This is a genomic window from Candidatus Aminicenantes bacterium, from assembly GCA_026393795.1.
Lineage (GTDB): Bacteria > Acidobacteriota > Aminicenantia > UBA2199 > UBA2199 > UBA2199.
In genome coordinates, this window is the sequence record JAPKZL010000190.1 from 1 (window position 1) to 14,022 (window position 14,022).

At 55.5% G+C, this 14,022-nt stretch carries 11 protein-coding genes; 6 read left to right on the forward strand and 5 right to left on the reverse strand.

The genetic code is table 11. The features are described from left to right. On the forward strand, positions 1 to 227 hold a 227-nt coding region (locus NTW95_08960; GenBank protein MCX6557540.1), incomplete at its 5' end, for a hypothetical protein. Positions 228 to 249: 22 nt separating this feature from the next. Here the strand turns inward: NTW95_08960 and NTW95_08965 are convergent. Both NTW95_08965 and NTW95_08970 read right to left on the reverse strand, forming a co-directional pair. Then, positions 250 to 2,643 (reverse strand): hypothetical protein, encoded by a 2,394-nt coding sequence (locus NTW95_08965; GenBank protein ID MCX6557541.1) that lies wholly within the window; start codon positions 2,641 to 2,643, stop codon positions 250 to 252. A gap of 58 nt (positions 2,644 to 2,701) precedes the next feature. Further along, positions 2,702 to 4,441, reverse strand: coding sequence for a hypothetical protein (locus NTW95_08970; protein MCX6557542.1), 1,740 nt, complete (start codon positions 4,439 to 4,441; stop codon positions 2,702 to 2,704). A 162-nt stretch (positions 4,442 to 4,603) separates the two neighbouring features. Between NTW95_08970 and NTW95_08975 the strand changes: the two genes are divergently transcribed. Next, positions 4,604 to 5,362, forward strand: coding sequence for a cyclic nucleotide-binding domain-containing protein (locus NTW95_08975; protein MCX6557543.1), 759 nt, complete (start codon positions 4,604 to 4,606; stop codon positions 5,360 to 5,362). 34 nt (positions 5,363 to 5,396) lie between these two features. On the opposite strand, the gene NTW95_08980 is transcribed toward NTW95_08975, so the two are convergent. From NTW95_08980 to NTW95_08990, 3 genes are read right to left on the reverse strand one after another with little or no spacing between them, the layout of a single operon-like run. Next, entirely contained in the window at positions 5,397 to 6,143 is a 747-nt protein-coding gene (locus NTW95_08980) for a biotin--[acetyl-CoA-carboxylase] ligase (GenBank protein MCX6557544.1), read from the reverse strand. Then, positions 6,127 to 8,757: a valine--tRNA ligase gene (locus NTW95_08985; GenBank protein MCX6557545.1), complete on the reverse strand. Its 2,631-nt coding sequence runs from the start codon at positions 8,755 to 8,757 to the stop codon at positions 6,127 to 6,129. The genes NTW95_08980 and NTW95_08985 overlap by 17 nt, the downstream gene beginning before the upstream one ends. Before the next feature lie 20 nt (positions 8,758 to 8,777). Next, positions 8,778 to 10,154, reverse strand: a complete 1,377-nt coding sequence (locus tag NTW95_08990; protein MCX6557546.1) for a response regulator — start codon at positions 10,152 to 10,154, stop codon at positions 8,778 to 8,780. A 110-nt stretch (positions 10,155 to 10,264) separates the two neighbouring features. Here NTW95_08990 and NTW95_08995 point away from each other — a divergent pair, with 110 nt between their 5' ends. The 4 genes from NTW95_08995 to NTW95_09010 form a co-directional block, all read left to right on the forward strand. Beyond that, entirely contained in the window at positions 10,265 to 10,657 is a 393-nt protein-coding gene (locus tag NTW95_08995) for a cobalamin B12-binding domain-containing protein (protein MCX6557547.1), read from the forward strand. Between the two features lie 68 nt (positions 10,658 to 10,725). After that, positions 10,726 to 11,667, forward strand: coding sequence for a M23 family metallopeptidase (locus tag NTW95_09000; protein ID MCX6557548.1), 942 nt, complete (start codon positions 10,726 to 10,728; stop codon positions 11,665 to 11,667). Positions 11,668 to 11,852: 185 nt separating this feature from the next. Continuing rightward, complete coding sequence (locus NTW95_09005) at positions 11,853 to 12,548, forward strand: hypothetical protein (GenBank protein MCX6557549.1); 696 nt, start codon at positions 11,853 to 11,855, stop codon at positions 12,546 to 12,548. Between the two features lie 93 nt (positions 12,549 to 12,641). Next, a partial coding sequence (locus NTW95_09010; GenBank protein ID MCX6557550.1) for a hypothetical protein occupies positions 12,642 to 14,022 on the forward strand: 1,381 nt, incomplete at its 3' end.

Consider the following 14,022-nt stretch of genomic DNA (forward strand, 5'->3'; position numbering starts at 1 on the left):
AAAGGGAGAAGCCGGCGCTGGCGCTCATCACCGGCCAGGGGCTGAAGCACACCATCCTCCTGGTCAGGCGCACGCCGCAGCCGGGGATGTCGGCGCTGTTCATCACCAACAAGGGATACTACATCCCCCTAGAAAGCAGCTCGCCGGGCTGGGCGCCGGGATTCGTCGATGCGCGCGTCTGGAGCGCCCTCAGCAGCGGCGAATTCCGCTTCCTCGAATTGCGCTAGTGCCGCCGTCCGTTATCCGAGCTTACTCGGGCTTCTCCACGGCTTTGGTCGATACGGAGAAAAACTGGTGGTCCCGGTATTCGAAAGACGTTCGCGAACGCTCGAAAGAGGAAGGTTCGCGCACCGTGTTTTCCGTCCCTGCGGTTGGAAGCGGTCGAACGACGACCGCCGAGTTCGAATTGTACTGTTCAATGAATGTGGTCTTGCTGGGAAAGCGGATCCCATGCTTTTCCAGGTCGTATTCGTGAACGGTCGTGATCGCCGGCAGGAGCCCCCGCTCGACCGCTCTCTGGGCCAGTTTTTCGAAGCCGACGATTGACGTTTGATCCACCCGGATCTTCAGGACCGTCCCATCCTCTTCCCCGATCCAGATGTCTCCCCAGGGGATCGCTCCGGGCTTGCGGCAGACAGCGGCGATATGCCAGGCGTTTTTGTCATTTACTTTTTCTTTGCCCAGCAGACGATACTGATACAAACGCTGCTTTTCCCTGGCCAGCATGGTCACCGGCATGTAGAAGGAAAAATACGAATGGAACATGGTTTCCAGTTGGGCGTTCGGCTGACGAAATTTCTCCCGGTTTTTCTCCAGCAGCACCCGGTTTTCCTCGATTTTTCCGTTCCGGCCGACGATCTGATAATCGTATACCCAGTCGGTTCGCGGGACAGCGGGCATGCGGGTGTCGATGGGGTTCGGATAAAATAAGGCTTCGCTCACATTTTCCCGGCATATGAAGTGAAAAGCCGCTCCCTTCAGATTTTCCGCGTACGCGGCCGCTCTGGCCAGCAGCGCGGTCAGAACGGGATCGGGGCCTTTGCCCGGAACCGGGGCTGGCATGGCCGCCGCTATTTCAACCTTTGCCTTTTTCACGTCCTGCCGCCCCGTGACCTGATCGATGACCCGTACCTCGAGATCCCAACTGCCCGGTTGCGGAAAGGCAATGGGCAACTCCATCGTACCATCGGTTTCGCAGCCCTGGAAAAGGAGTAGCCGCAGCGGCTCATTGTCGGCTTGCCTGCCGTTCACGTCGACATGCACGAATCCGGTGGGAATTCCTTCCCTGGCGATGGGGTAAAAATCGTTGATTTCAAGGCGAATGAGCTGGCTAGTGGCCGATATGGCGGCGATTTTTACCAGCGGCAGTTCCTTCATTTCCAGCGTCCGCCCGTAGATCACCTGCATTCCCGGTTGATTGACGCGAATGTCAATTTGCCGTTTCCCCCCCCCCTCGGCCCGGGGGATATAGGTCATGTGATAATACACGTCTTCAAATGAGATGGCCTGATCGAGAGCGTCGATCATGTTGTCGCCGTTCAGCCTGAGTCCGCCGCTATTTTTACTGATCTCCTGCATGACCAGGTCCCATTTCGAATAAATTTCTTCGCTTTTCGTGAGTGCGAAAAAAGAGCTGGCATCACCATGGCCTTCGTTTCGATAGGGGCTGAGAAACAGCAGATGGAATTGGATGTTGGCTTGAATGAACAACGATTTGAGTTGTTCCGAGACCATGCGGATATTGAAAGCGTTTTTCGCCTGGCCCTCGATCTTCGCCAAGGCATCCGCCAGCTTGCTGGCGATGCCCTCGGGAATCTTCTTGGTCATGCAAAAGCCGCGCACATTGGCCACATCAAAAAGCGGCTGGGTGTCATGCTGAAAAAAGACCAGGGCGAACTTGTCATTTTTGCTTGGGATCAAGGAGCGGGCCATCGCTTCGAAAGCGGTCATGTCGGGTGATAGTTCGCGGATCTGGTATTCCTGAACCACCATGGCGTATTGCGCGCTGAAGGCATTTATTTCCTTTTCAAGCGACGTATCTTCTTGCTCGCTGAAGGCACTCGTTTCACTTGTTTTCGCAATCTCTTCGACCAATCTCCTGACCAACTCCTCGAGCAGCCGGTTCAATTCCCCATGAAACTGAAGCCGGAAGGAGAGGCTGTCCTTCGCTTCCTGCCGCCATTGCTCGAGGAAGGCGGCGCGGGTAACCGCTATGGCTTCCGGCGACGGCAACTCGAGGGTTTTTAGGGGAGTGCTCAGGATCACCCGGTCCCCCTCGCGGTAGACGCTGGTGAAGAACTCGTCCAGCACGCCGGCGACGTCTGCGGCCGGGTTGCCGACCCAAAAAAACAAAAGGTAAAGCCGCGGTTGCTGCAACTGTTTTTTTTGCTCGCCGGCATGGGCGATGCGGCGGTGGTTCTCGAAAAAGCCGTTGATTTCACACCGCTCGCCGTCTTCGTAGAGGGTGAAGTCGCTTTTCTTCAGCCCGGCGACCGGAGCGCCGTCTTTCAGCACGCGCAGGATCAACTCCACGTTGACCACCTGGACGTACTCTTTCTGCTGCTCCTGCCCGGCGGCGAAAGCAAGAAGGGCCGAAGCAATGACGAGGATGTGAATTGAAAAGCAACTTTTTCTGGTTTTCATGACAGTCATCATAATTTTTTTCCCCCCTGCTTGCAACATGGAAGGGTAGGACCGTTGGCTAAAAAACATCGGGGCGCTCCAAGGCGCCGGGCCCGCTGGCCGGAGAATAATTGCCAAATTCAAGTAAAAGGTTTTTTCTGGCCGCCGGCTGGGCGCTGGCCCGCTGCAGGTAGCGGAACCGTTCCTGCAGCAAGGCGAATTCCCTGATATGCCTGGCAAGGCCTTCCGGCTGGCAGCGCACCAGCCACAGGTTGATGTACAGGTTCTTCAGCCTTTCGGCTTCCGCGATGAGCCGGTCCGCGTCCAGGGGAATTTTCTCGTCCGCGCCGTCAGGGCCCAGGCGGGATAGCAGCCGGCTGGAAAATTCGATCTTGGCGGCGATGAACTCATACAGGTGCTGGGCAAAGCTCAAGAAATCGCTCATCTCGTTGCGGGCGATTTTTCTTTTTTTCAGATACAGGGAAGCCTTCCGATAGGTGGATACGATTTCGCGCTGGTTATCCTGCCTGGAAAAATTGGCCAGCAAAGGATCTTCGAACAAATACTCGCGCTGCGTCCGCTGCAGCGGGTTGTCCACCTGGGACAAAAACGTGTAGATCCTGAACAGGTCGGGTTCGTCGTGACCCAACGCCCAGCGCGCAAAGGCGTCGGGCCGGGGCGCTTGCCCGCTCCAAAAAAGATTGCCGGCGTGAAACAGCGGCAACGCGATCCCTTCCAAAAAACCGCCTTCGCCTTTTTCCGTGCCGCCGGCCATCACCACCCCGGCCAGTTTTTCTTCCCGGGCCGCCGCGTAGGCGGCGGCGTTGTTGGCCATGCTTCGGCGCATGGCCGGGATGAACCTGTCCCCGCTCCAGGCGGCCGTGCCCAATACTTGCGTGAGATGATGTTTCTTGAAAGGTCCGGCCTTTTGCCTGAAAGCATCGCTTTTTTCGATCGTCTCGCCGCGGTTGAGCACGAACACGTCCTGGGGGATCTTCCTGATCAATTCCGGGGCCGCCAGAAAACCGTCCGCCCGGACGAGGAGCTTTTTCCCCAGCGAACTGAAAAAACGGTAGGCATCGGCCAAATGCGCAAAATTCACCGCCGCCGCTGCCGTTTCGTCATTTTCTCCGAACTCGATGAGAAGCCATGGCGAGCGGAAGGAAGCCATGATCGCCGCATGCCATTCGTCGGCGCGGACCGTTTTTACAAACTGGGAAAATTCCCTGCCGATGGTGATGGCCGGGAACATCTCCATCCCCATTTTCTGGGCCAGGATCGCGACCTGGCTGACTTCATCCAAGACGCGGCTTTTTTCAGCGCCGGGACTGCCCGGGTTTCCCAGGGAGATGACGAAAAGATTGAAGCGCAGCAAGGCCAGCTTCACCAGCAGGCGCCGCAGTTCGGGCAACAGGGGAAAGGCTCCATGGGCGGCATCAAGCCGGAAACCGCGCCAAGGCAGGTCGGGGGCATCGCGGATGAAAAAGCCGGGCATCCGGCCATCCGGCATGTGAAAAGCCAGGATCTGCAACAGGGTGGACAAGGCGTAAAATTGTCCGCGCGGCGAGTTTGCCCAGAGGGTGATCCGGTTGCGACTGCTCTCAATTTCATACCCTTCGGCGTGCAGCGCTTTTTTTTCCTGGCCGATGACCTCCAGGCCGCGGTTTTTGTTTCTGATCTTGAAAGCATCGAATAGAAAATCGTATTTTTTCGTGATTTCCAGCGGGAAGCACAAATTCTGTATTTCCAGGAAATGCTCCTGCCGACGGATTGCCTTCGCGGCCGGGAACAGGAACGAAAATTCATTTTTTGAGCTCATGTTTATGAAAACGCGACAGCGGGCCCGTCGTTTTCGGTATTTTAGAATAAAACCGGCTCCATGGCAATCATTCCGGCCGCCCGGGGCTGCAAAATTAAACGCAAATAAAAATTGACAAATGAAAATATCTTATATAAAATATTTTTTACCCGAAAAAAAACCATGGACGTGCTGAAAAAGTTCATAACCAAATACAAGGCCGGCAGCATCATCTATAAAAAAGGCGACGCCCAGACCGATTTTTTCATCATCAACAAAGGCAAGATCCAGCTCAAAAGCGACGACAACGGCCCGATCCTGACCACCCTGGGCAAGGGCGATTTCTTCGGCGAGGAGTCGTTGAACAACGACCAGAACGCCATTTACACGGTGGAGGTCATCGAGGACGCGGACATGATCAAAATTCCCTATGTCTCCTTGACCGAGATGCTCAAGCAGATGCCGGACATCGCCCTGAAGGTATTGAAAAAACTGAGCGAAAAGCACATTAAGATCCAGTCGGTGCTGATGACCTTGGCCGCTTCCGCACCGCCGGCGGCGGCGAAAGCGCCCGAGAAGGGAATCAAGAAAGAGGATCAGACCGCGGAAAAGATCGGCCCGGAAGTCAAGGCCTACCTGGTCATTCAGCGTTCGAACCGCATCGTGCAATTGACCAAGACCCAGACGGTCCTGGGCCGCCGCGATTATACCACCGGCTTCGTCCCCGACATCGACCTGACCGATGAAGACGAGGAAAAATACATCTCGCGCAAACATTCGCAGGTCTTGTACAAGGACGGCAAGTTTTACCTATCCGAGGAACCGGGAGCGATCAACGGCACATTCCTGAACGGCAACAAGCTGCAAACCGGGGTCAAGCACGAATTGCACAACGAGGATGAGATCACCCTCTGCCAGTTGAACGTGGTCTTCAAAGTCTGATACCTGTTTTAAACTGACAATCAATCCTTTTTGCTCATCCCAGTTCGCCGCTGTAAAATATTTTTTTTTCAGCACCTGGCAAACCCAACAACAACCCGCCATCGTCAGCAATATCCAAAAAAATTCCCCGTAAAACCCGCCCCTGGTGATGAAAAGAAATCGCCTGCCCCAGAAAAGAACCGCTCAATTCGCGGGCGCGCCCGACGATTTCCGACCCGCGCTCCGGAGTCAGTTTCTGCAGCCAAAAAGCCATGTCCTTTGCCAGGCGCTCGCGCCCCTCGGCGACCGGCCACTCCCTGCCGGTTTGCAGGCGCAATGAAGCGGCCCGCTCGCGCAGCTCCGGCGGAAAATCTTCTCGGCGCTGGTTGACGTTGATGCCGATGCCGGCCAGGCAAACGATGCGCTCGCCCTTGACGACGGTTTCGCAAAGAATGCCGGCGATTTTTCCCCCCGCCACCAGAACATCGTTGGGCCACTTCAAGGCGAACGACCCGCCGGCCCAGCTTTCCAGCATGCCGATCACGGCGACGCCGGCGGCCAGGGCGAGGAGCGACAAAGCCCGGTTGTCGGGCAATAGGAATGCGAAAGTCGCATAAATGCCGAGATTTTCCGGAGAACTCCAGCCGCGGTTTTCCCGGCCGCGCCCGGCGCTCTGAACGGCGGCGCTGACCATGAGCGGAAAATCGGCCTCGAACCGGGCGATGTTTTGTTTCAGATAATCGCTGGTCGACTCGCAGGCGGCCAGGTGGATGCGGTTGAAATGATCAGGACAGGTCGTCAATGGTCTTGCCTATCTTGGCCTTCTTTTCGATGTATTCCTGCAGGTTCTTTTTAAAGTTCTGGATGATCTCGGCCGGCGCCTTGCCGACGAATTCGCTGTTGCTCAATTTGCCTTCCATCTGGGCGATCAGTTTGCCCAACTTGTCGTGTTCGCCGGAAAGCCGCTGCAATTCCTGCAAGCGGTCCTCATCGCTGGCAAACGGCAGCAGGATTTCCCAATTCTGGCTGACGCCCCTGAATCCCTTGGGCAAGACCGACAAGTCATCCACGATTTCAGTTTTCAGGCTGCGGGCGAGGAAATCGAAGTATCTAAGATGCTTGAGCAGTTGCTCTCGTTCGGCCGGCGAATCGCAGGTGAGGTAGATCGGTATTTTCTTGTTCGGTTCGATGCGGTTTTCCGTCCTTGTCTTCCTGGTTTCGGCCACCACTTTTTTCAACACCTCGACGGCAGCGAACGTTTCGGGGAACACGAAGCCCTTGTTGAAGGCGGGGAACTCGGTCTGCAGCAGAAAATCCTTGTCGGTCTTGATCTTCTGGTAGATCTCCTCGCTGATGTAGGGCATGAAGGGATGCAGCAGCTGCAGGATGCGGAACAGGGTCAGCTTGAGTACCGACCGCGTGTGGGGGCTTTCCAGGTCGTTTTTCGAAAATTCCAGGTACCAGTCGCAATACTCATCCCAGATGAAATGGTAGATGAGGTCGGCCGCTTCGTACATGTGGTACTCGTCGAACAGCACATTCACCTTTTCGACCGTGGCGTTGAGCAGCTGCAGGATCCATTTGTCGGCATCGCTGATCCGGCTCACGTCAATCTGGAAATCCTCGTCGCCGCGCAGGTTCATGATCACGTAGCGCGAGGCGTTCCAGATCTTGTTGGCGAAGGCCTTGTAGCCCTTGATGCGGTTGACCGAGAGGGAGATATCCATGCCCGGCGCCGCCTGGATGGCCAGGGTGAAGCGCAGGGCGTCGGCGCCGTATTCGCGGATGATCTCCAGCGGGTCGACGGCGTTATTCTTGGTTTTACTCATCTTCTGGCCTTTCTCGTCGCGGATCAGACCGTTGATCAGCACCTCGCGGAAAGGTACGGCTCCGGCGCAATGGATGCCCATCATGATCATCCGCGCCACCCAGAAAAAGATGATATCGAAAGCAGTGGCCATGATGGAGGTCGGGTAAAAAATCTTGAAATCATTGTTCTGGTCCTGCCAGCCCAGGGTCGTGAACGGCCACAGGGCCGACGAGAACCAGGTGTCCAGCACATCGTCGTCCTGGATCAGACGCGAACCAAAGCATTTGGGGCAGCTCGCGGGAGCTGCCTCGGCCACCACGACCTCCTGGCAGTCCTGGCAATAGTAAGCCGGGATGCGGTGCCCCCACCACAACTGCCGGGAGATGCACCAATCCTGGATGTTTTCCATCCAGTTGAAATAAACTTTTTTCCATTTTTCGGGGATGAAAACGATCTGCTTTTCCATGACGGCCCGGATGGCCGGCTGGGCTAGGTCGGCGGTCTTCAAGAACCATTGCCGGGAAATGTTCGGCTCGACCACCGTCTCGCAGCGCTGGCAATGGCCGACATTATGGGTATACTCCTCTTCTTTTTCGATCAAGCCCAATCCCCGCAGATCCTCAAGGACCTGCTGCCGGCAGGCGAAACGGTCCAGGCCGACATACTTTTCCGGAATGGGGCCGGTCATGCGCGCCAGTTCATCGATGACCACGATCTTCTCCAAGTGGTGCTTCAAGGCGATCTTGAAATCGGCCGGGTCATGGGCCGGAGTGACCTTCACCGCCCCGGTACCGAATTGCCTGTTTACGTCCTCATCGCCCACCAGGGGAATGGTCCGGCCGGTCAGGGGCAGGAGGACCTCCTTGCCGATCAACTTCTTATAGCGGGCATCCTTGGGATGGACCGCCACCGCCACGTCGCCGAGCATGGTCTCCGGCCGGGTGGTGGCCACCACCACCCCACGCTTGGGATCCTGGCACAATGGATAGCGGATGTAGGTCAGGCGCCCATGCACTTCCTTGTGCTCCACTTCCAAATCGGAAAGAACCGTTTTGCAGCTGGGACAGCGGTTCACCATGTACGTGCCCTGGTAAATTTTCCCTTCGCGGTACAATTGCACGAAAACCTTGCGCACGACCTGCTGCATCTCGTCGCTCAGGGTGAATTTCATCCGGCTCCAATCCAGCGCCAGGCCGAGCTTTTTGATCTGGGCCACGATTTTTTTTTCGGACAGGTCCTTCCATTCCCAGACCAGCTGCAGGAATTTTTCCCGGCCCAGGTCCTCCTTGCTCAGATTCCGTTCCTTTTTCAGGTTCTTTTCCACCATCATCTGGGTGGCGATTCCGGCATGATCGACTCCCGGCAGCCAGAGCACGTTGAAACCCTGCATCTTCTTCCGGCGCACGATGATATCGGGCAGGGAGAGGGTCAAGGCATGGCCGATGTGCAGCGAACCGGTCACATTGGGCGGAGGCAGGATGATCGAGAATGGCACGCCGGTAGCATGGACATCGGGAGTGAACAAGCCGCCGGCTTCCCATTTCCGGTACCAATCGCTTTCGGTCTGTAAATGATCATAAGCTTTTTCCATGTCTATTTCTGCCACGTTAAAACTCCAAAGAAAAATTAAAAATCGGTGTCGTTCGCTTCGGCTTTGATCTTGTCGATTTCTTCTTTGATTATTTTTTCGGCCAAAGAGGGGACGATTTCCCAGATCAGCTCTTTTATGGTTAACGTCAGCTTGTCTTCCAGTTTTCCGGTCAGGTCCAATTTTTCACCCACCGTCAACCCGGCATCGGGTCGCGGCTCGCTTTTCGCTTCGCGCTCGCGCTCCCGAGGGGGTGCTTGCGCTAGTTTCTTTAATTCCGCTTCCGGCGAAATCGCTTCTGGGCGGATCTTCTGTACGAACAGTTCCTCGGCGGAGAGTTTCTCCACTCGCCCCTCGGCGCCTTTTTCCTTGCCCTGTTTCTGGCTGGAGGGTCCGAAATCAAAGATCTCGTCCTTCTCCGTGTACATGGTTTTCTTGGGAGCGCCGCCAACGAAATCGGTCAGCGGTCCTGCCGCGTCTTTCTTGCCGGTGGAGAGCAATTCGTCATCCCGCTCGATGGAAAATTTGAAATCCTTGCGGTCGGCCATCCGGGTCGCTTCCAGGGAGGCTTTGACCGGGGCATCGGACGTATCCTCCGCGGTCGCTTTCTGAAAGCGTTCGTGAAATTCATCCGAGATGTCACGGAACATGCTTTCCGCCGGGGCACCCGGAGCGACGGGGGTTTTTTCCGGCCTGGCCGTCAGCGGCGCACTCTTGTCGTCGGTGGGAAACTTCGCCTCTTCGGCCAGCGGTTCTTCCTTGAACGGGTTCTGAATGGAGTCCTCCGCTTCCAGCGGCTGCAAGGCGTCCTTGGCCGGCTGCGTCCCTTGCGTGATTTCCTCCGAGGGCAGGATTTCATCCCTTTCCGGAACCTGGTTCTGCGGGCCGCTGCCGCCCGCACCGGCCGGGACGTTGAGGTCGAGGCGAATATCCGCAAAATTGATGCCTTCGCCGCCCGGAGCATCGGTTTCGATCTCCATGATGTCTTCCGGGAACGAACTGGGTTCCTCTTCGGCGAATTCGGCGGCGGTCTTTTGCTCATCCTGGCCGAGGTTTTTCATGACCGCGCTGACCAGGGCGTTGGAATCGAAAGGCTTGGTGACGATATCCTCATATTTCAGATTTTTGATCATTTCATTGTCGACGGCTTCAAAACTGCCCTTCATCAAAAAAATCCGGCTGCGTTTCAGCACCGGAGTCTCGTTGATGTACCGGCAGATGTCGTAGCCGCTGATTTCGGGCAATTTGATGTCGACAATGACCACGTCCGGCTCCAGGCGCAGCAATTTTTCCTTCAGCCCGGCCCCATTTTCGAAGCTGTGCACTTCAATATTTTCAATTTCGGAAAAAGACAATTCCACGATCCGGCGGATGGTGTAGCTGTTATCAGCAAGGGCAATGACTTTCTTTTTCATCCTGCATCCTCCTGGCTTTTTCCTTGATAGTTGTTTTTTAGCACTTTTTCAATAACAATGTCAAGTCAAACGGTTGACTTTTTAATTTTTTTATAGCAGAATTGACGAAAATGCACAGAGTGAAAGTTTTAATCGCCAAACCCGGCCTGGATGGGCACGATCGCGGCGCCAAAATCGTGGCCAAGTACCTCCGCGACGCCGGGATGGAGGTCATTTACACTGGCTTGCGCCAATCGCCGGAAACCATCGTCAACACGGCGATTCAGGAAGACGTGGCCATCATCGGCTTGAGCATCCTTTCCGGCGCCCATTTGCAGCTGTGCAAAAGGATCATGGCGGTTTTTTCGGAAAAGAAGGTGCCGCCGCCGCCGCTGTTTTTGGGCGGCATCATTCCCAAAGAAGACTTGCCGGAGCTGAAGAAACTGGGCGTCCAGGAAGTTTTTCCCCCCGGAACGCCGCTGGAAAGCATTGCCGACAAAATCAGGAAGGTCGTCGCCCAATGACCCATGCCCATGATTGACAAATCGTTTTTCTTGCCGTACAATGGGGGCAGCACGTTCGAGCGTAAGCCATGAAAGCCGCAACTAAAAACCAAAACTACTCGGTCATCATCGTTTCCGACGCCAAGTCCACCAACAAGGAATTCTCCGTCTCGGCAAAATTCATCAAAAACGCCATACTGGCTTTTTCGTTCCTGGTCGTATTCTTCGGCTTCATCATATTCCAGTATCTGACCATGACTCTGGACAAGCAAAAAATGAAGCGCCTCGAACTGGATACCAAGGACAAGCAGCAAAAAATCAGCGCCCTCTCCTCGACCATCGATGTCCTCAACCAGAGACTGAAAAACATGGAAACCTACAAGGAAAGGATCATTGTGGCCACCGGGCTGACGTATCCCCTGGCCCTGAAGGAAGTGGGCAGCGGCGGCCCCGATTCCAGCAACCCGTTCGGCGGCGGTTTTTCCGCGCCGCAAACGACGTTTCCCGGCACCAGCCTGCCCCAGCAAAACCTGCTGACCAAGACCAAGGAAATCAGGGAAAATGCAAAACTGATAGAAGAATCGCTCAAGTCGGTCGAAAGCATGGTCAACCAGCAAAAATTGCAGCTGGCGGCCACCCCGGCCATCTGGCCCACGCGCGGCTACATCTCCGGAGCGTTCGGCAACCGCGTCCATCCCTTCACCGGCCGCTATGAGTTCCATTCCGCCCTCGACATCGCCACCCAGCTGGGCAACAAGGTCATCGCCCCGGCCGACGGCGTGGTTCTGGTCGCCGAAACCAAGGAATACTACGGCAAAATGATCATCATCGACCACGGGTTCGGCTATACCACCCGCTACGGCCATCTTTCGGGGTTTAACGTCAGGGAAGGCCAGCGCGTCAAGCGTTACGACGTTATCGGTTATGTCGGGACCACCGGCAGGAGCAACGGCCCCCATTTGCATTACGAGGTCCGTTACTTCGACAAGCCCCTGAACCCTGCCGATTTCATTCTGGACATGCAAAACTAGCCCGCCCCCATACCAAAGGCGATAATTTAGTTTTTTGATTAATTTTGCGAAAGTGGCTTGCATTTGATTTTTTATTTACTTATAATCACATGGATGAACAAAACAGGCGAAAAAAGCATAAAGGGAAGTGTCGATACCCCATTTGCGGATCGTTCCATAATAAAAAAATTTTAAGGAGGAGTCGTATGAAAAAAATTTTTGTACTGGCCGCCCTGATGATGCTGATCATGATCACCACATCCTGTCAGAAGCCTGAGGAAATCACGCTCTCAAAATATTTTCAGGCCATGAAAGCCAAGGACAGGGACACGATGGCCTCTATGGCAGCGGAACCGATGGCCCTGGAGTTCAAATCCTGGAAACTGGTTTCCTCGGAGGCCCCGGTCAGCGAGGACCTCATCCTGCAGCAATTGATCTCCAGCCTGGCCGAGATCAAGGCCAAGAAAGACAAGCAGATCGGCGTGGTCAAGGACAAAAAAGATGCCTTGGACGTGCTGAAAACCAAGCTGGCCGAGACCCGCGGCAGCCGGCAAAAAGCCGAATTGCAGAAACAGATCGACGCCGGCGAGCAGGACGTGCTCGCTGAAACCCAGAACTACAAGCAAGCCCAGGTGGAATACACGCAGATGAAAGAGCAGGTGGAAGTGGAGAAGAAGATGGTCACCATGTCCACCAGCATCGAACAGAACCAGGAGCTGATGACCGGCAAGGCCGTCACCGTCAAAAGCGTGGTCCGCATCACCACGGCCAGCGGCGACAAGGACTACGTGTTTTTGCTGAGAAAATACGACCTCATCAATCCTCTGACCAACAAAGTGTCGCCCAACCGTTTCATCATCCTGCGCATCCAGCCCAAAGAAGACTACGAACAGGGAAAATAGATCACCATTACATCCCTTCGGTAATTGGCCGGCCGCAGGAAACGCACACTGTTTCCTGCGGCCTTTTTTCAAACCTATCTTTGGAGAAATAAAATGAAAAAAATCTCGACATTGCTATTCTCTCTTTGCCTGGTCTTTACGCTCTGGGGGCAAAAAAGAGCCCTGAACTTCACCGACGTATTTTCCGCCGGCCGCCTTTCCGCCCCGGTCGTGTCGCCGGACGGAAAATGGATCGTGTTCGCGGTCAAAACGCCCGACATCGACCGCAACGCCTTCCAGACCGACCTGTATGCCGCCGATGCGGCCGGCTTGACGATCAAGAGACTGACCGACGGCAAGGGAAACAATTTCAATCCCCGCTTCCTCAAATCGGGACTGCTGACATTCGTCTCCAACCGCACCGACGAAGCGCAGATTTACGCGCTGGAGCTGAAAAATCCCGCCGCCGCGAAGGCCCTTACCTCGGTCCCGGGCGGAGTCGATAATTTCATTTGGCTTCCCGATCAAAAGTCCATCGCCTTCGTCAAGGATGTCTGGCCGGGAGTGCGGACGTTCGCCGAAGTCGTGGCCGAAGAAAAGAAAGCGGAGGGAGCAAAAGTCAAAGCCAAACTATTGACCGGCCTGATGTTCCGGTTCTGGGATTCCTGGCGGGACGGCAAGCGCAGCCATGTTTTTCAGCATACCCCCGGCGGCGACTTCAGCGATCTGACCCCGGGCGACTTCGATACGCCGCCCCTGGACCTGGGCGGCAGCCAGGACTTTTTGTTTTCCGGCGACGGCGCTTGGTTCGCCTACGTGAAGAACACCGACCCCATGGTGGCGATTTCCACCAACAACGACGTCTACCTGCGCGACTTGCGCAGCGGCCAGGAAAAAAATGTCAGTCAGGGCAACCCGGGTTGCGACGCCAACCCGGTTTTCGCGCCCGGCAGCAACTATCTGGCTTATCTTTCCATGCGCCGGCCGGGTTTCGAGTCCGACAAAAAAGACATCATCCTGGTCGACCTGAAAACCGGGGTGCTGCAGAACCTGACCGCCGCCTTTCCCGACACCATCGCCAGTTTCATCTTCGGCGCCGACGGTAAAACTATCTATTTCACCGCGTCGCAAAGCATCTACGAGCCGATATTCAAACTGCAGATCGCCACGAAAAAGATCGATCCGGTCGTTCCCGCCGTCAACGCCGGTTCGCTGTGCCTGACCCCGGACGGCAAAGCCCTGATCTATCTGCTCCAGAACGTGACCATGCCCCAGGAAATCTTCAAATTTGACCTTGGGCGCCGGCGGCAGACGCAGTTGACCCGTTTCAACCAGGAACTCTTTAAAGATGTGCAAATGAATCGGGTCGAGATTTTCCGCTTCAAGGGCGCCAAGGACGACATGGTCGAAGGTTTTCTGCTCAAACCGCCTTTTTTCGACGCCAACAAAAAGTACCCGCTGGTATTCCTCATCCACGGCGGCCCCCAGGGTGGCT